Origin of the sequence: Mycobacterium numidiamassiliense, assembly GCF_900157365.1 — a bacterium.
Classification (GTDB): Bacteria; Actinomycetota; Actinomycetes; order Mycobacteriales; family Mycobacteriaceae; genus Mycobacterium; species Mycobacterium numidiamassiliense.
The window spans coordinates 3,061,637-3,078,766 of sequence record NZ_FUEZ01000004.1 but is presented as its reverse complement, the minus strand read 5'-3'; the positions used below and the strand labels follow the sequence as shown (position 1 = coordinate 3,078,766).

Below are 17,130 nucleotides of genomic sequence, written 5' to 3'. Positions count from 1 at the left end.
GGCATCCTTTCGGAGTCAGGTGATGGTCAGCGCGATCTTGCCGACGTGTGCGCCGGCCCGCATGACTTCGACCGCCTCGTCGATCTTTTCCCAATCGAAGACGTGGCTGATGTGCGGCTTGATCCCGGCCCGGGACATCAGCGCGCACAGGTCGCGATGGGCGCGCACGCTGCCGACGGTGATTCCGATGATCCGCAGATTGTTGAGCATCACCTCGGCAACCGAGAGGGGCGCCGAGTCGAATCCGCTGAGCACGCCGATCACCGCGACGGTGCCCCCGGGCCTAGCCGCATGCACCGACTGCGCCAGCGTGGCGGGCCCGCCGAGTTCGACGATCAGGTCGGCTCCGCGTCCCCCGGTCAGCCGCTTCACCTCGGCATCCCATTGCGGAGTCGTCCGATAATTGATGAGATGCGTTGCGCCCAAACCGGATCCAATCTTCAGTTTGTCGTCGGACGACGACGTGAGGATCACGGTGGCGCCCAAAGCCCGCGCCAATTGGACGGTGAACAGCGACACCCCACCCGTCCCCTGGGTGACGACGACGTCACCGTCGCCGATGTTGGCCTCCTGCAGCGCGCTCCACGCCGTCACCGCCGCGCACGGCAGCGTCGCGGCTTCGGCATCGGTGAGGTGATCGGGAGTGGGCACCAGACCGGACGCGGCGGCGACGCGGTACTGCTGCAGCCACCCGTCTTCGCTGTCGCCGGGCAACTCTCGCTTGGCCTCCGGCGTCGGCGGCCCGTCGAGCCAGCCGGGGTGAAACGCCCCCATCACTCGCTGTCCGACGTGCAACTCGTCGACATCCGGACCGAGCGCGACCACCTCGCCGGCCCCGTCGCTCATGGGCACCCGCGGCCAGGGCCCGGGAAGCAGACCCATCAGGTTGACGTTGTCGTGGAAGTTGAGACTGGAAGCGTTGACCTTGACCAGCACCTGCCCGGGGCCGGGTGGGTCGACGGCGGTCTCCAGTTTTTCCAAGTGTGCGCCGGGGCCGCTCATCACGAAGGCCTGCTGACGGTCCGGAATACTCACGTGCAACAGTCTGCCGCACGAGCCCGCTCGCAGAACGATTGTCCAGCGCACCCGCCGCCGAGTGACGAAGGATCAGATGACCCACCCATTCGATAGCGCCATCTACCTCGACACGATCGACACCAACACCAGGCGGGGCCGGACCCATCCGGAGTGGGCCAACATGGTCGGCCCGTTCGGCGGCATCACCGCGGCCGTGCTCATCCGCGCCGTCGAGACCCACCCCGATCGCATCGGCGACCCCTTGGCGCTGACCGTGAACTTCGCCGGACCCATCGCCGATGGCGACTTCGACATCGCGCTGCGCGCAGCGCGCACCAATCGCAGCAATCAGCACTGGATCCTCGAACTCAGTCAGGACGGTGAGGTCAAGACCATCGCGACCGCGCTGTTCGGCATCCGCCGAGACACCTGGGGCGACACCGAAGCGCGCCCACCGACGGTGCCGGCGCCAGAGCAGATCGCTCCCAGCGGCGATCAGGGGCGAGTCGTGGTGTGGGCACGCCTCTACGACATGCGATTCGCCGACGGCGCCCTTCCGGGCGAGGAGTCACAACCCAGCCCGTCGTCGACGACCACGCTCTGGGTGCGCGACAACGCGAAACGCACCGTCGACTACCCGGCGCTCGCCGCGCTATGCGACATCTTCTACCCGCGAGTGTTTCTTCGCCGCGGCGCGGTGCTGCCTGCCGGGACGGTCTCGTTGACGACGTACTTCCATGCCGATCAGCAGCAGCTTGACTCCGTCGGCGATGACCACGTCCTGGCTACCGCGCACGCCAACCGCTTCTCCAACGGCTACTTCGACCAGAGCGCACAAGTCTGGAGCCGTGACGGCGTCCTGCTGGCCACCACGCATCAGATCGTCTACTTCAAGGGCTGAAGGGCCCCGCCGACATACCACGTCCGAGTGGAATGTCAGGCTGGCCTGACGTCGGGAAGCACCGGTAGACCAGAATCGAGCCGTCATGACAGAACGCGCGAGCGATGTGATCGCTGACGACAACGCTGCCACGCTGGTCGCCATCGAGTCCATCAAGCAACTCAAAGCCCGCTACTGCCGGTATCTGGACACCAAGGACTGGGCCGCGTGGCGGACGATCTTCACCGACGACTTCGTCAGCGACACCTCGGAGGCGGGCGGCAAGCTGATCGTCGGCGCCGACGACTTCGTCGCGTTCACCCGCAAAGGCATCGGACGCCCGGCCCAGGCCACCGCGCACCAGGTACACGCGCCCGAGATCGAACTCACGTCCACGACGACGGCGCGCGGGGTGTGGGCGCTGCAAGACGTGGTGCGGTTCGGCCCGGGACTCAGCTTGGTGGGCTACGGCCACTACCACGAGACCTACGAAAACGTCGCCGGACAATGGCTTATCAAGAGCTCCAAGCTGACTCGGCTGCGTGAAGACATCGTGACGCCAGTCTTTTCGTTTTTCATCTCGGACCGGATCCGCAGGACAGCCGCCAAGCTCGCCGGCCGGCTGCTGGGTTAGTGAGGAATTCCATGACTGTCGACACCATTCTGGTCACCGGCGCGTTCGGACAGATCGGCAAGCGATGCGCCCAGATCCTGCTCGATCGGGGCCGAACCGTCATCGCCGTCGACCTGCGCAACGACAAAACCGTTGCGGTAGAACAGGAATTGTCGGCCGGCGCGCCATCTGGGGCGCTGGTTCCCGCCTACGTCGATCTCACGGATGCCGAGGGGGTGCGCGAACTGATCGCGACGCACCAGCCAGGCGCGATCGTTCACCTGGCGGCAGTCCTCTCGCCGGTGTCGTACCGCAACCCGGCGCTGGCCAGAAAGGTCAATGTGGGCGGCACCGAAAACCTCCTCGCCGCGGCCGCGGGCCTTCCTCGCCCACCACTGTTCCTGCTGGCATCCAGCGCAGCGGTCTACGGGTCGCGTAACCCCTATCGCCATCCGGAGCGGATCACGCCGGACACCGCGGTAAACCCGATCGACCAGTACGGTCAGGACAAAGTGCAAGCGGAGGCGGCAACCCGCGCCAGCGGTCTACCGTATGCGTTCTTTCGGCTCGGCGGGGTCATGTCGCCGGACTCCCACTCGAGCGTCAACGGTGACCACCTGGCGATCATGCGCTCACTGCCAAGCGACAACCGCATGCATGCGGTCGACGCGCGCGATGTGGCGCTGGCATTTGCCAACGGCGTCGATCGCGAGGCAACAATCAACGGCAAGGCGCTACTCATCGGCGGAAACGAATCGTATGTGCTGCTACAGAATGATTTCGAGGGCGACTTGATGACCGCCGTCGGCCTGGGTCGCCTCGGCCCGTCGGCGAGCCTGCCCGGCGACCCCAAGGACGATCGCGGTTGGAGCTTCACCGGCTGGTACGACACCACCGAGTCGCAGGCGCTGCTTGACTTCCAAGATCATGACTGGCATCAAACCCTGGCCTGGATTGCCGAATCACAGGGCAACCTACGCATCGCGTTGCGCGCCGTCGGTCCGATACTGCGGCCCGTGATACGCACCGCCCTCAAACTGCAGCGCCGCGCCGAGGGTCGAGGCCCCTACGCCGACCCGTGGACGCTGATCGAAAACAAATACGGTCCAGACGCCCTCGCTCATGCCGACGAGCAAGCGGGTTAGTGGTTCGAGGCGAACCAGACAGCGGCTCTGCGAATGGACTCTTCGGTGGGTTCGGGCGTCCATCCAAGGTCGCGTTCGGCCTTGCTGTGGTCGAGCGGCGACATCAATTCGACCATCCGCATCCCGGCGTAAGCGAACGGCAGGTCGCGGCGCAGCAGCCGCGCCATCACATCGTTGACCCGCGCACCCGCGCGAAGCACCGACATGGGAATTCCGATGCGCGGCGGCCGCCTGCCCACCGCGGTGGCGGCGATCTCGTGTAGCTCACGGTTGCTCATGAACCTGTCGGAGATGATGTAACGTTCGCCGTCTCGTCCGTGGTCGGCAGCGAGAAGCATTGCCCTGGCGGCATCTTCGATGCCCACCACTTCGCTCGAGTAGCCGAAGTAGAAGGGGAAGCGTCCGGTGGCAACACTGGCGAGCAGGGAACCGTGCGGAGTCGGGCCCCAGTCGCGGGGACCGTAGGTATTGGCGATGCACATGGCGACGGCGGGCAGACCTTTGTCGCGGGCGCACGACAGCACGATCTCCTCGGCGGCCACCCGGGCTTCGATATAGGCGCCACCCTCGTCCCAGTTATGCGGATCGTCCTCGGTAACCAGTCGACTGTTGTTGATCGCCAAAGTGCCTATGGTGCTAGTGAATACGAACTTCTTCAGGTTGGCGTCCAGGGCCGCATCCAGTACGTGGCGCAGACCGTCCACATTCGTGCGGAACAATGGCGCGGGATCCCGCAGCCACATCCGGGCGTCCACGACGCAGTAATACACGACGTCGCAGCCGGCCATCGCAGCCCGCAACGCCTTGTCATCGAAGACATCGCCGTAACAGCGCTCGACGTCAATATCGTCGATGGCCCTGGTGGAACTGTTGCGGCGCAACATGACTCGGACGTCGGCGCCCGAATCGGCAAGCTGTCGGGTCACGTGCGATCCGAGGAAGCCGCTGGCGCCGATCACTAGCTTCTTCTGGCTGATGGCTATCTCCCGTTCACACGCCTCACCATGATGGAATCGCACTAGAGAACGGGCGTGGCCTGGGCCTGGATTTCTTCGATGCGTTCCGCACGCGGCAGGACCGGACCGTCGTCGAGAGACTCGTCGATACCCAACTCGGACAGGCCGACCTGGGTGAGCATGGAGGTGCCGTAGGCGGCGATCATCAGTTTTTGATCGTCGCTGTGACCGTCCTCGATGAGCATGGCTCCGATGAGGCAGATGACCGCCATCTTGTAGGCGTTCAGGGCGCGGTACCAGGATCGGTTCTGCAGCCCGATCCCACTGGCCGCCTCGTAGTGCGAGAGCAGCGCCTCGATGTCCAGCGCGGCAGGATGACTCGTGAGGCCGACCGGCTGCATCCAGAGCAGTTCCAGCCAGCCGATGTCAGTCAGCGGGTCGCCGACGGTCGTCATCTCCCAGTCGAAGACCGCGCTGACCTGTCCGTCGGCGAACGCGAAGTTGCCCGGCTTGGCGTCGCCATGCACCAAGGTCACCCTGGGACAGGGTGCGGGCTTGCTGGCGCGCAGCGCTGCCAGCAGCCGTTCCAGGGCAGGCAAGGAATCCCGCTTGACCCGGTTCATCTCGTCGGCCCAGTGGGTGAGTTCGCGGTCGAGGTGATCCGTTCCTTTGTCGATCGCCGCGAGGCCAGTCGTTTTCAGATCGACCAAGTGGATCGCCGCGAGTTGTTCGGCCAGGCTCTCGCACATCCGCACCACGGTGTCGTCGGCGACGTCGGAAGGTGCCTGCATCTCATACACGATCCCGCCGGCACGTTCCATGATGAAGAACGGCCGGCCCAGCACGTCGCCGCTGTCCTCGAGCCACAGCGCGCGGGGAACCCGGACCGCGGTACCCTCCAACCCACGCAGGATGGCGAACTGGCGGGCCAGGTCGTAAGGTTCCAGCAGCGCAGGCGGTTTGGGACGCAGACGCAGCACGACGTCCTGCCGGGTATCCTGCCCGTCCTGTCGCGACACGATGGCCAGCACCATCATTTCGGCGGACATGCCGAACTTCAACCGATCGAGCCCCTCGACTCGGATGTCTTCGGCGCCGGGAAGCTGCGTGCGCAGCCATCCGGCCAGACGCTCATCCACCTTGTCGTCCAACGTCATTGACGAACTCCATCGCTATCGGCGGGCAGCTTTTCCACCGGCGTCTTTTCCTGGGTGAAGGCGGACATGTCCATCGCGGTCCAGTTGGGATAGCGGCGGTAGCGCTGGCCGCCCATCAGCAACTCGAAGATGCCCCAGCCGGTGTCGCCGTCGAGCTCAAAACGCATCAGCTGATCCAGCGCCATCGATTTCCCCTCGGTCTCGCCGAGCTGCTCGGGATTGCGGCTGTCCCACTGGAAGTGGATGAAGTACGCCCCGCCGCCGAGATCCTGGTACTGGCAATGCCCCATCGGCAACCCGTAGTAGGCGTTGACATCCTGATGCGGCGCGTCGGCGGTAACCCGGTAGTTCTTGCCGTCCTCGTCGGTGAAGACCAGCACCGCCCGGGCCGGCCGCTTATGGCCTGCGTCAAATTCGACGTCGTGCTCGATCTTGACGAACCGCTTGGACAAGCTGCCGTCATTGTGGGTAATCCCGCCGTCGACGTAACGAACTGCGCCATCTGATGATTCGATGATCCAGGCCTCAATAGCCCGGTCCTCGAAGCCGGCATCGAGCCAGAGCCAAAAGTCGATCTTGTCGGAGACCCGCACCCCGAAGGTCCGGTCCCGGCCACCGTGGAATCCGTCGACGCTGATCCGCTCGCCGTCGATCTGCACCCAACCGGTCCAGCGGCCCGGTTCCTTCATGTGGTACATGTCGGCCAGCGTCCGACCGTCCTCGTCGCGCACCTTCATCGGCAGCAGCTCCCACATGGGGGCTGTGGGTTCGTAATAGAGCTCCCACGCGATGCCGGAATCGTTGGGCTCGACGTCAAGACGCCACTTCTTCAACGGCTCCACGCAGGTCCAGCGCATCGGTCCGGCTTTCAGCTCGCCGCGGTCACCCCCGCCAATCGGACGACCGGACAACAGATCCCAGTGCCGGCCGTCGGCCAAAGTGACTTTGACGTATCCCAAGCCGGTACCGGTGTTCGGATTGTTACCGTAGCCGCTGGCCAACAGCAGCGTGCCGTCCGGCGAGGCCGCGAAGAAGTAGCACCGATCCGACCACGTGGGATCGGTGTCGTGCACCTGATCGAACGTCGTCGGCAGCTGATGGGTGAAAGACTCGTCAGCAGCGCTGTACACCATGAATGCCTTTCCATCGAAGAGCGAAAAATATTGTCACCGAACGCTTTCGGCTATCCCGCCAGAGTTGATGATATTTTTTGCCGAACCTCGCGAATCAGAGACTCAATGGCACAACCCATCCCCTACTATCGCTGCATGGAGCCGAGCCGGTGGTGGGGCGACGACCGCGCGATCCTCGACGACGACGAGGCGCGCATGCGTCTGCTGGACGCCGCGGGCCGCTGCATCGTACGTCGGGGCAACGCGCAGATCCGGATGGCCGAACTGGCCGATGAGGCCGGGGTGTCCCGCTCGACCGTATACCGATACTTCCCCAATCGCGACGAAGTCCTACTGGGCCTGATGCTGGCGCGGGTCGATACCGCATTGCGCGAATTGGTCGCGTCCCTGCACCATCCCGACGACCCGGTCCGCTCCCTGCCCGAGATGGTGCTGGCCCGCGTGGAATCGGTGGCGGGCAATCCGTTGAACGAAGCGTTGTTCGCCGCCGAGAGCACCGCGGTGCCCGTCGCCCTGGAGATCGGCTCGGAACCGATGGTGGAGCTGCTGTTGAAGCACTACGGGCCGCTGTTGCAGGGCTGGAAGCGGGCTGGCCGTCTCTATACCGACCTCGACCCTCGCTCGATTGTCCAGTGGCTGACCACGACCACCTTGTTCTTGCTGGCGCCATCGTGGCGGCACCGCCCAGTGGCTGACAAACGCAAATTCGTTGAGCAATTCCTGGTGCGGGCCCTGGTGCCACAGATCAGACATTAGTCTGACTTTGTCTGATGTCCAGACATTAGGTTATTTTTGTCCTAGCTAGTCGCGCGGCTCGGTTCCGTGGATCGCTACCAGCCCAAACAGGATGGACAGCTATGGCAAACCCGGTGGAACAGGCCTTTTCCGTCGCCGGCCTGGCGGCTCACCTGGGCCGAGGGCTCGGCCGGGTGACCGCGGACACGATCGTGGGGAGCCGCGCGGGGTTGCCCCGCTCGGTCGGCGATCTCGACACCTCGACGCTCTCCAAGGTCATGGGCCGCAGGGTCCGGTCGGTCCGTGTCCTTTCCAGCGACACCGGCACATCCTCGCGGGCGCGACTGGTGCTGACCGGCGACGGTGTGCCCGAGTCGGTCTTCGTCAAGATCGGCGCCAGTACCGCCGCCACCCGGTTGATGGGTGAGCTCGGCCGGCTGGGGCACACCGAGGTGCGCTTTTACAGTCAGCTCGCGCCCGAGCTCGCCGGCGTCCCGGAAGCGTACGGAACCGCATTCGACACCTGGACCGGTCGCTACCTAGTGATCCTGGAGGATCTGCCCGAGTCGTGCGTCTTCCCCGACACGTTGCACCCACTCTCGGTCGACCAGGCCAGCAGCATCGTCGAGTTACTGGCGAGCGTGCACGGCACGTTCTGGGATCGCATGCGCCAGAACGGGCGCGGGCCGTTGGCGTGGCTCTACACGCCGTCCGGCGACGTCACGTCGCTGCTGACCGGGTCGCTGATGAAGGCCTCGATGAAGCGGCTCGCCGAGAAAAACACGGTCCCGGTCGACTTCCCGGTTGAAAGGGGCCGCTTCATCGCGGAGAACTACCGTGCGGTCGCCGCCGTGATCGACACTCCCCCACACACCGTCATGCACGGCGATGCCCATCCCGGCAACGTGTATTTCCGCGACGGCGAGCCCGGACTGCTGGATTGGCAGGCGGTGCGCCGCGGGCACCCGTCCCGCGAGCTGGCCTACACCCTGATCACCAGCCTGACACCGCAAGATCGCCAGTCGGCGCAACGCGACCTGCTCGACGACTACCGACGCGCGCTGGCCGCAGCCGGTGGGCCCGAGCTGGAGCGTGACGATCTGTGGTTGCGGTACCGGCAAGGGGCGCTCTACGCGTATGTCGCCCCGCTGATCACCGCGGGCATGGGCGGAATGCAGGTCGAAGACATCGCCATGGAGGGTCTGCGGCGCGGCGTCGCCGCATTGGACGATCTGGAAACCGTTGCCGCGCTTGAGGGTGCGTTGCTAGCGGGCTAGCGGTCGATCCACGCCATCTGCGCCTCGGCGTGATGGCCCCCGGCCGCCGGGGTCAATTGGTCGAGTCGGGCCAGTTGATCGGTGGTGAGTTCCACGGTATCGGCCCCGACGTTTTCCTCAAGGCGTGCAACGCGTTTCGTCCCCGGAATGGGCACGATGTCACGCCCTTTCGCCAGCAGCCAGGCCAATGCGACTTGGGCCGGCGTGGCGCCGACTTCGGCGCTGATGTCCCGCAATTCGTCCGCACTGTTGAGGTTGTGCTGGAAGTTCTCGTCGAAGAATCGGGGGTTGGTCTTGCGGTAGTCGCTGTCCGGAAGCTCCGCGTTCGAGCGGATGCTGCCGGTGAGAAAGCCGCGGCCCAGCGGCGAGTAGGCAACGAACCCGATGCCCAATTCGCGTAGTAGGGGCAGTATCTCGCCCTCTTGGTCGCGCGTCCACAACGAGTATTCCGATTGCACCGCGGTAATCGGGTGCACAGCGTGCGCGCGGCGAATGGTGTGCACGCCAACTTCGGAAAGCCCGATGTGGCGGATCTTCCCCGCTGTGACCAGCTCGGCCAGCTCGCCGACCGTGTCTTCGATCGGGGTGTCGCGATCCAGGCGGTGCTGGTAGTAGAGATCGATGTGATCGGTCGCCAGCCTCTTCAGCGAACCGTCCACGGCGACGCGGATACTGGCCGGGCTGCTGTCCGGGCTATTGCGTCCGGTGTGGGAGATGAGGCCGAACTTGGTTGCCAGCACCACTTGATCCCGCCGACCCTGTAGGGCACGCGCGAGGAGTTCCTCGTTGACGAACGGCCCGTAGACCTCCGCGGTGTCGATGAGGGTGACCCCGAGATCGACGGCCCGATGAATGGTCCGGATGGATTCTGCGTCGTCGAAGCCGCCGACCGAGTAAGCCACCGACATGCCCATCGCACCGAGTCCGAGGCGCCCGACGCTCAGGTCCGCGAGTTGAGCCTGTTTCACAAAGCGTCTCCTGTCCTGAACCTTCTGTACGCCCGATCAACGGTCAACCGCCCTGGCACCGTTCGGCATTTTTGTTCCAGGGTCGACCCTAGACCGGAATCGCGGAAGGCCGGAAGGCCTTGGGTTCGGCGGCCTCATCCATCGGCGCAGCGGCTCAGAGCGTGGACGCCACCAGCCCGGTCAGGTCGGCGAGGCGGTTTGAGTAACCCCACTCGTTGTCGTACCAGCCGACGATCTTCACCAGATCGCCAGTGACTTTGGTGAGCCCCGAATCAAAGATGCACGACGAGGGGTCGGTCACGATGTCCGACGAGACGATCGGGTCCTCGGTGTAGGTGAGGAAGCCCCTGAGCTCACCCTCTGCGGCGGCCGCGAACGCGGCGTTGACGGCGTCGGCCGTTGCCGGCTCGCGGACAATGGCGGTGAGATCGGTGGCTGAACCGGTGGGCACCGGCACCCGCAGCGCATACCCGTCGAGCCGGCCCTCGAGCTGGGGCAACACCACGCTGATTGCGCGGGCGGCCCCGGTGGACGTGGGCACCACATTGATCGCCGCGGCGCGGGCCCGGCGTAGGTCGCGGTGCGGGCCGTCCTGCAGGTTCTGATCCGGGGTGTACGCGTGGACGGTAGTCATGAGCCCGCGCTCGATTCCGAACACCTCGTCGAGCACCTTCGCCATCGGCGCCAAGCAGTTCGTCGTGCACGAGGCGTTGGAGACGACGGTCTGCGTGCCGTCGTATTCGCGGTGGTTGACGCCCATCACCACGGTGAGGTCTGCACCCTTCGACGTCGCGGACACCACCACTTTCTTCGCCCCACCGTGCAGGTGACCACGGGCCTGCTCCGCGGCGGTATAGCGACCGGTCGACTCGATTACGACATCCACGCCGAGATCTCCCCACGGCACCGCCGCAGGCCCGTCCGCGATGGACCACGCTTTGATCCGCTGGTCTCCCACCACGAAGTCCTCGCCGTCGACCGACACGTCGTGCGATAGGCGTCCGAGGACGGAGTCGTATTTGAGCAGGTGCGCCAGGGTCTTGTTGTCCGTGAGGTCGTTCACCGCGACAATCTCGATGTCTGTGTCACCTGCCGCCCGTTGTACGTCCACAGCACGGAAGAAGTTACGGCCGACACGTCCAAATCCGTTCACGCCCACCCGAATAGCCACAATGGTCTCCTCATAGTTCTATGGTCTGGGCGCAGCATCGATTGCACGCCAATTCGAGTCTGACCACGCTTGGGGCCGAGCAGCAGAGGATAAAGTCCTCGGGCTCCCACTGTTCAGGATCGGAGCTGTCGCCACTGTCGTGGATCCAACGTCATCGGGGATCAGGGACCAATGCCTCTAGGGCCCGGTGTCGGAATCTCCGTAATGTCGGGTCCGATGGACAGGACGCCATCGGAGTCGGCGCAGCCTCCTACTGGCGAGGCCATCACGCGCACCACCATGGCGACCGCTGGAAAGTTTCACAGTTTTTCCGTCCCCCAATAGCTACCGCCGTCGGACGTCGGAGCACTCGAATACTTTGGAGCGCCAGTGCTCAACACGAAGATCGACGTTGAACTCACGAGCCAGCAGTTGAGCCAGTTGCGCGACGACGTGGACGACCTCCTGTCACGATTGGCTGCAGCTGAGTCATTATGGTCCTGGTGGCTGACCGGTGTGGCGACCCAGAATCGAATAAGCGCCCGAAACATGGTGCACTATTGGGCAATTCGACAATGCGATCTGCGCGACCTGCAGGCCCGGCTCGCGGCCTACGGGCTCTCCTCATTGGGTCGCAGCGAGCCCCATGTCGAGGCCACCTTGCTCCTGGTGAGGTCCGCGATCTGCGCCATGATCGGTGGCACCTGGCAACAGCCTCCGTTATCCGGCGCCGGCGTCGAGAATGGCCCCGAACTGCTCCGCTACCGGACGCAGCAGCTGCTGGGCCCAGAGCCGGTCGATCGCGTAACCCGCATCATGGTCACACTCCCCTCCTCGGCAGCGACCGATTCCAACTTGGTTCGCGAGTTGGTTGAACGCGGTGTGAACATCGCACGCATCAACTGCGCGCACGATGATGCCGAGGCTTGGCGCTGTATGGCACAGCATGTCAAGCAAGCCGCCGAAGCGACCGGCAGAACCTGCTTGATCGCTATGGACCTTGCGGGACCAAAGCTACGGACGGGACCGCTCGAACCCGGGCCGCGCGTCGTGAAACTCCGGCCAACCAGGAACGCGCTTGGGCAGGAAACCGTCCCGGTGCGGGCATGGCTGACTGCGGCGGAAGACCCGATCGACCCGCCCGAGGCCGGCCTGGTGTCACTACCTGTGTCCGGGCAATGGCTCAGCCGTCGCCGAGACGACGACGTGCTGCTTCTGCACGACACCCGAGGCGCGAAGCGCACGCTGGTGCTGAAAGCTGTTGTTCAGAAGTCAGACGCCCCAAGCGGATTCGTCGCCATTGCCGACAAGACCACTTACCTCGCCACCGGGACAGAACTGCGCGTCCGCGGCGCCAAGGATTCGACGCACCTCGGAGAAATTCCGCAGACCGAACAGAGCCTTATCCTGCACCGCGGGGACATCCTCGAGTTGACCAGCGATTGTTCGCCGGCGCCGCTGATCACCGAGTCCGTTCCGCGCATCGGTTGCACGCTGCCCGAGATCTTCGACCATGCTCACGTTGGCGACAAGGTGCACTTCGATGACGGCCGGATAGGCGGCGAGATAGTCAGCGTAGGTCCCGGCGTGCTGAGGTTGCGGATCGACCACGCGGCAGACGCAGGGTCCCGCCTCCGCGCTGGCAAGGGGGTCAATGTACCCGACACCAACCTCCCGATCTCCGCCCTGACCGAGAAGGACAAGTCAGATTTATCGACGGTGGTCGAGCTGGCCGATCTGGTCGAGATGTCGTTCGTGCGAGACCCTTCCGATGTCGAACAGTTGCTCGGCGAGTTGAGCCGCCTCGGCGGGGACTCATTGGGAATCGTGCTGAAAATTGAGACCCGGCAAGCGTTCGAACACCTTCCCCAATTGCTCCTTACGGCGATGCGGCATCCGCGCGTCGGTGTGATGATCGCGCGTGGGGATCTTGCCGTCGAGTGCGGATACGAGCGCCTCGCCGAGTTGCAGGAAGAGATTCTGTGGCTGTGCGAGGCGGCGCACCTACCCGTGATCTGGGCCACCCAAATGCTCGAACAGCTCACCAAGACAGGGAATCCCGCGCGCGCAGAGATCAGCGATGCGGCCATGAGCGAACAGGCCGAATGCGCGATGCTCAACAAAGGGCCGTATATCAACGACGCCGTCGTCGTGCTCGACAGCATCCTTCGGCGAATGACGGATCACCATTACAAGAAGAACGCACTGCTGGGATCCCTGCACTCCTGGCACCCGGCTCCCACCTGACCAGCGGCGACAAACGTTGCCCGCTCTGCGCCGACTTACGACCTCTTAGAGAGGGGCCGTAATGCCCTGGTCGGGGACGGTATCCGAGGAGTAACGTCCGGCAGACTGAGCACCCGGATCAGACGGGGACAACGTCGCTAAGGAGTACACAAATGTCGCACAGCGCAACGGTCGGTAACAACCGGGTCCCTCAGCAGCACGCCGAGGATGCCGAGCTATTAAAGGAGTCAGGTGCGCACAAGCTCATCGTCGCAGACCGCGACGGCAACTGCTTGGCGTTCGTATTGGCTTGGGACAGCTTCGACTATGACGCTGAGACCGACACCTATGTGTGCGTTGCCGACAGTGATGGCAGAGAACTCATGACCATGTACACCGCAGGTGAAATTAAGTCAGCGCCCGGTACGAACATGTATGTCGTCACTGCACCGGACAAAGGCCGCAGGGCATTGCAGGCCCTGTGAGCTATCGGGCGCCCGGCACGACCCAACCTTGAACGTTCAGGCTCGAGGCAACACTTCCGGCAGTTTGATGTCTCACGTGACCCTCGCGGTCTTGCGGGCGCGGAGTTCGTCCCGCGGTTAGCCCCTCTCCCCGGCCCGATCGCGGCTCGGGGCGGAGACGATAATCCGCAGTCCTTCAGCCGCATTATCGGCCGGCCAGGCGCCCGATCGTCTGGTTCATCCTGTCGTAAATTCCCCCGTGGGCGCGGATTTCGGCCGAGGGTGTCCATCGGTGCCGACGGTGTCGTCGGGATAGGTAGCCAAGTCACGGTAATGGTGAGATCTCCGCTTTCGGTCCACGCGACCGGCTCGTCGATCTGCTTGCAGCGGTCTGGGACACTCGCACGACAGGTCGGGGGTTCTCACGTCGCACCGGTTATGATAGACCGTTCGTACGGTTAGTTGACGCCGAAGGGTGGAAGATGCCCCGATCGCCTGGTAGACGTGGCGAGATTCTCGACGCGTTCGTCCGCTATGTCGCCGAACGTGGTTACGACAGAACGAATATGGGCGACATCGCCGACGAGCTCGGCATGTCGAAGGGCACCATCGTTCATCACTTCGGGACCAAAGCACAGATGTTGCGGGAGCTTGAAGAAACCCACCTGGCCGTTCAGCTCGATGCGCTACGAATGGCATGGGATCGCTTGGCCGCGCCGCACGAACGCATCGCCGCAATCATTTACGCCTCCGCGCTGCTACAGGTGATCGCCCGCGACGCGACGGTGGCAAGCCAGCGCGAGGTGGTTCAGCTGTCGGATGACCCGGCGATGCAGCAAGTGCGTAAGTTGCGCGTTCAATTGCAAACGCTCGCGATAGACGAGATCCGCAACGGGATCGAGGGCGGTGTATTCCGAAGCGTGGACGTCGAACTCGCGGCACTGCAGCTATGGGGATCGCTGGAGTGGATGTGGGTGTGGTTCGATCCCGCCGATTCCCCGCCACCCGAACAGGTCGGCGCCGCTTTCGTCGACGTGTTCCTCGGCGGATTGCTACTCGACCGCTTGGGGCTTAGCAAGTGGGCGAGCCCTTCCGCGGACGTCGTCTCGGTGGTGCGCGAATGCCTTGCCTCGGTATCGGGTGCGACAGATTGACCGTTTAGCGACAGAATGCTTTACGCGGGTTGGCAATTGGCCGTAGCCGATTCCTACTTCAAGTGCCGAGCCGTCCCTGGCTGCGACTAGGCTGACGCGACCAGCCGAGCAGACTCTGACTGTACGTTTACCTCGTTCAAACAGCACGACCGATGAACGCCGTCGCCAGCCGAGGAAGCGCAAAGGCCTCGTACGACGGAACTCAGGCGTCGTTTCTAATTGACCGTCCGTACGGTCTAATGCCATAGTTGCTGGGTGACGCAAACGAGGGCGACATGAGCCGCAGTGCAGGGACCGAAACTGCGGGTTGGGCGGACCACCTGGTTGACCGGCGCCCAGAGCGAAGAGATGCGCTACGCACACCAGGAATCGTCGTGCCGGAACCTAGGGCGAATAACTCGAAAGTCGTCGTCGTTCGCGCCCGTTCGAAATGCTATGCAGCGGATCACTTTTCGCAGCGTGCGTCATGATCCGCCGCGCGGCACACGGTTCCGTCGTGAGAGGGCGATCATGACGAGGTCGACAGGGGCACCTGCTGCGGTTGCGACGCGCCGAGCGTGGTTACGTCGGGGGCAGCGCCGATGACTACCTCGAACATGGTTGGCGGAAAACTGCTCGAAAGGATCCGACCAGGGACGGAAGTGGCCGGCGGATTCTTCCGAATGTGCATCCTGACCGGCAAAGCCCTGAGGCAGCCGTTCGAATGGCGTGAGTTCATCTGGACTGGCTGGTTCCTCATGCGGGTATCGCTGCTGCCCACTATCGCCGTGTCCATCCCGGAAACCGTGCTGCTCATCTTCACGCTCAACGTCTTGCTGGCCGAGTTCGGCGCCGCAGACGTCTCCGGTGCTGGCGCCGGGATCGGCGCGGTCACCCAGCTCGGCCCGATCGTGACGGTGCTGGTGGTCGCCGGCGCCGGAGGCACCGCTATCTGCGCCGACCTCGGCGCTCGCACCATCCGCGAAGAGATCGATGCGCTCGAGGTGCTCGGCATCGACCCTATCCACCGGCTGGTGGTGCCCCGCGTCGTCGCCTCGACACTCGTCGCGGTACTGCTCAACGGCCTCGTGATCGGCGTCGGCCTGGGGGGCGGCTACCTCTTCAGCGTGTACCTGCAGAACGTCTCGAGCGGTGCTTACCTCTCCACGTTGACTGCGCTCACCGGCCTGCCCGAGGTGGTGATCGCGAATATCAAGGCCGCGACGTTCGGGCTGATCGCCGGCCTGGTCGGCTGTTACCGCGGGCTGATCGTCCGCGGCGGGTCGAAAGGTCTGGGCACTGCTGTCAACGAGACGGTAGTGCTGTGTTTCATCGCATTGTTCGCGGTGAACGCGGCGCTGACCACCATCGGTGTCCGGTTCGGCACGGGGCGCTGAGATGGCGACGGTCGCCGCACGGCATGTCCGCTTCTTCCCGCGGGCAGCCGCCACCTTCAGTCGATACGGGGACGCCCCGAGCCGGCTGCTGGTCGAGGTCGGGCAGATTGTCTGGTTCGCACTGACCGCGGTCGCGCAGATCCCCTTCGCGCTGCGCCGCTACCACAGAGAGCTGGTGCGGCTGGTTGCCCAGATGGGGATGGGGACCGGCGCGATGGCCGTGGTCGGTGGCACCGCCGCGATCGTCGGATTCATCACCCTGTCCGCGGGCTCACTCGTAGCCATCCAGGGCTTCGCGTCACTGGGCAACATCGGTGTAGAGGCATTCACCGGCTTTTTGGCCGCAATGGTCAATGTGCGGTTTGTGGCGCCGGTGGCCGCCGGTCAGGCGCTGGCAGCGACGGTCGGCGCCGGCGCCACCGCCGAACTGGGCGCCATGCGCATCAGCGAGGAGATCGACGCACTTGAGGTGATGAGTATCAGGTCGATGGCCTACCTGGTGTCCACCCGGGTGGTGGCGGGTCTCATCGTCATCATCCCTCTCTACGGCGTGGCGATTACCCTGGCCTTCCTTTCCGCGCAGGTCACCACGGTTTTCTTGTACGGGCAGTCTGCCGGCACGTACAACCACTACTTCCACACATTCCTGCGCCTCAACGACGTGGGCTGGTCGTTTGCGGAGGTGATCCTCGTTGCGGTGGTCGTGATGACCACCCACTGCTACTACGGCTACACCGCCACCGGCGGGCCGGTCGGCGTCGGTCAAGCGGTCGGCAGGTCGATGCGGCTGTCGCTGATCACAATCGTTGTCGTGGTCGTGCTGACCGCGATGGCGATCTACGGCAAAAACCCGAACTTCAACCTCACCGTGTAGCCGTC

At 64.3% G+C, this 17,130-nt stretch carries 16 protein-coding genes; 10 read left to right on the top strand and 6 right to left on the bottom strand.

The window, feature by feature from the left end; genetic code table 11:
* Positions 1 to 15: 15 nt before the first annotated feature.
* Positions 16 to 1,035 carry a zinc-dependent alcohol dehydrogenase family protein gene (locus MNAB215_RS22935; RefSeq protein ID WP_083746218.1) on the bottom strand — a complete coding sequence of 340 codons (1,020 nt, stop codon included), beginning with the start codon at positions 1,033 to 1,035 and terminating at the stop codon, positions 16 to 18.
* A 76-nt stretch (positions 1,036 to 1,111) separates the two neighbouring features.
* Here MNAB215_RS22935 and MNAB215_RS22930 point away from each other — a divergent pair, with 76 nt between their 5' ends.
* The 3 genes from MNAB215_RS22930 to MNAB215_RS22920 all read left to right on the top strand — a co-directional run bounded on the left by MNAB215_RS22930 (position 1,112) and on the right by MNAB215_RS22920 (position 3,655).
* A complete protein-coding gene (locus tag MNAB215_RS22930; RefSeq protein ID WP_077082249.1) occupies positions 1,112 to 1,918 on the top strand; it encodes an acyl-CoA thioesterase in 807 nt (268 codons plus the stop codon).
* Between the two features lie 85 nt (positions 1,919 to 2,003).
* Entirely contained in the window at positions 2,004 to 2,531 is a 528-nt protein-coding gene (locus MNAB215_RS22925; RefSeq protein WP_077080836.1) for a nuclear transport factor 2 family protein, read from the top strand.
* 11 nt (positions 2,532 to 2,542) lie between these two features.
* A complete protein-coding gene (locus tag MNAB215_RS22920) occupies positions 2,543 to 3,655 on the top strand; it encodes an NAD-dependent epimerase/dehydratase family protein (RefSeq protein ID WP_077080835.1) in 1,113 nt (370 codons plus the stop codon).
* On the opposite strand, the gene MNAB215_RS22915 is transcribed toward MNAB215_RS22920, so the two are convergent.
* The 3 genes from MNAB215_RS22915 to MNAB215_RS22905 are packed head-to-tail and all read right to left on the bottom strand — an operon-like array spanning position 3,652 to position 6,901.
* Entirely contained in the window at positions 3,652 to 4,632 is a 981-nt protein-coding gene (locus MNAB215_RS22915; protein WP_077082248.1) for an NAD-dependent epimerase/dehydratase family protein, read from the bottom strand. The genes MNAB215_RS22920 and MNAB215_RS22915 overlap by 4 nt on opposite strands.
* Before the next feature lie 41 nt (positions 4,633 to 4,673).
* Positions 4,674 to 5,768 (bottom strand): phosphotransferase family protein, encoded by a 1,095-nt coding sequence (locus tag MNAB215_RS22910; RefSeq protein WP_077080834.1) that lies wholly within the window; start codon positions 5,766 to 5,768, stop codon positions 4,674 to 4,676.
* Positions 5,765 to 6,901 carry an Rv3169 family protein gene (locus tag MNAB215_RS22905; RefSeq protein WP_077080833.1) on the bottom strand — a complete coding sequence of 379 codons (1,137 nt, stop codon included), beginning with the start codon at positions 6,899 to 6,901 and terminating at the stop codon, positions 5,765 to 5,767. The genes MNAB215_RS22910 and MNAB215_RS22905 overlap by 4 nt, the downstream gene beginning before the upstream one ends.
* 135 nt (positions 6,902 to 7,036) lie before the next feature.
* Between MNAB215_RS22905 and MNAB215_RS22900 the strand changes: the two genes are divergently transcribed.
* Both MNAB215_RS22900 and MNAB215_RS22895 read left to right on the top strand, forming a co-directional pair.
* On the top strand, positions 7,037 to 7,657 hold the full coding sequence (locus tag MNAB215_RS22900) for a TetR/AcrR family transcriptional regulator (RefSeq protein WP_077080832.1): 621 nt from the start codon (positions 7,037 to 7,039) through the stop codon (positions 7,655 to 7,657).
* Positions 7,658 to 7,758: 101 nt separating this feature from the next.
* Positions 7,759 to 8,913: a phosphotransferase gene (locus MNAB215_RS22895; protein WP_077080831.1), complete on the top strand. Its 1,155-nt coding sequence runs from the start codon at positions 7,759 to 7,761 to the stop codon at positions 8,911 to 8,913.
* Here MNAB215_RS22895 and MNAB215_RS22890 read toward each other — a convergent pair.
* Positions 8,910 to 9,881, bottom strand: coding sequence for an aldo/keto reductase (locus MNAB215_RS22890; protein WP_077080830.1), 972 nt, complete (start codon positions 9,879 to 9,881; stop codon positions 8,910 to 8,912). The genes MNAB215_RS22895 and MNAB215_RS22890 overlap by 4 nt on opposite strands.
* A gap of 154 nt (positions 9,882 to 10,035) precedes the next feature.
* On the bottom strand, positions 10,036 to 11,052 hold the full coding sequence (gene gap, locus MNAB215_RS22885) for a type I glyceraldehyde-3-phosphate dehydrogenase (RefSeq protein WP_077080829.1): 1,017 nt from the start codon (positions 11,050 to 11,052) through the stop codon (positions 10,036 to 10,038).
* A 369-nt stretch (positions 11,053 to 11,421) separates the two neighbouring features.
* Between gap and MNAB215_RS22880 the strand changes: the two genes are divergently transcribed.
* From MNAB215_RS22880 to MNAB215_RS22860, 5 genes are all read left to right on the top strand, one after another.
* Positions 11,422 to 13,278, top strand: coding sequence for a pyruvate kinase (locus MNAB215_RS22880; protein WP_077080828.1), 1,857 nt, complete (start codon positions 11,422 to 11,424; stop codon positions 13,276 to 13,278).
* 152 nt (positions 13,279 to 13,430) lie between these two features.
* Positions 13,431 to 13,742, top strand: coding sequence for a hypothetical protein (locus MNAB215_RS22875; protein WP_077080827.1), 312 nt, complete (start codon positions 13,431 to 13,433; stop codon positions 13,740 to 13,742).
* Between the two features lie 461 nt (positions 13,743 to 14,203).
* The gene (locus MNAB215_RS22870; protein ID WP_077080826.1) at positions 14,204 to 14,875 is read left to right on the top strand and encodes a TetR/AcrR family transcriptional regulator; all 672 of its coding nucleotides are present in this window, start codon (positions 14,204 to 14,206) and stop codon (positions 14,873 to 14,875) included.
* Between the two features lie 581 nt (positions 14,876 to 15,456).
* Positions 15,457 to 16,251, top strand: coding sequence for an MlaE family ABC transporter permease (locus tag MNAB215_RS22865; RefSeq protein WP_077080825.1), 795 nt, complete (start codon positions 15,457 to 15,459; stop codon positions 16,249 to 16,251).
* Between the two features lies 1 nt (position 16,252).
* Positions 16,253 to 17,125: an MlaE family ABC transporter permease gene (locus tag MNAB215_RS22860; protein WP_077080824.1), complete on the top strand. Its 873-nt coding sequence runs from the start codon at positions 16,253 to 16,255 to the stop codon at positions 17,123 to 17,125.
* The last annotated feature ends 5 nt before the right edge of the window (positions 17,126 to 17,130 follow it).

Coding starts and splice junctions, on each gene's coding strand:
- MNAB215_RS22930 (WP_077082249.1), top strand. CDS start 1,112: ATGACCCACCCATTCGATAGCGCCATCTACCTCGACACGATCGACACC.
- MNAB215_RS22925 (WP_077080836.1), top strand. CDS start 2,004: ATGACAGAACGCGCGAGCGATGTGATCGCTGACGACAACGCTGCCACG.
- MNAB215_RS22920 (WP_077080835.1), top strand. CDS start 2,543: ATGACTGTCGACACCATTCTGGTCACCGGCGCGTTCGGACAGATCGGC.
- MNAB215_RS22910 (WP_077080834.1), bottom strand. CDS start 5,768: ATGACGTTGGACGACAAGGTGGATGAGCGTCTGGCCGGATGGCTGCGC.
- MNAB215_RS22905 (WP_077080833.1), bottom strand. CDS start 6,901: ATGGTGTACAGCGCTGCTGACGAGTCTTTCACCCATCAGCTGCCGACG.
- MNAB215_RS22900 (WP_077080832.1), top strand. CDS start 7,037: ATGGAGCCGAGCCGGTGGTGGGGCGACGACCGCGCGATCCTCGACGAC.
- MNAB215_RS22895 (WP_077080831.1), top strand. CDS start 7,759: ATGGCAAACCCGGTGGAACAGGCCTTTTCCGTCGCCGGCCTGGCGGCT.
- MNAB215_RS22875 (WP_077080827.1), top strand. CDS start 13,431: ATGTCGCACAGCGCAACGGTCGGTAACAACCGGGTCCCTCAGCAGCAC.
- MNAB215_RS22870 (WP_077080826.1), top strand. CDS start 14,204: ATGCCCCGATCGCCTGGTAGACGTGGCGAGATTCTCGACGCGTTCGTC.
- MNAB215_RS22865 (WP_077080825.1), top strand. CDS start 15,457: ATGACTACCTCGAACATGGTTGGCGGAAAACTGCTCGAAAGGATCCGA.
- MNAB215_RS22860 (WP_077080824.1), top strand. CDS start 16,253: ATGGCGACGGTCGCCGCACGGCATGTCCGCTTCTTCCCGCGGGCAGCC.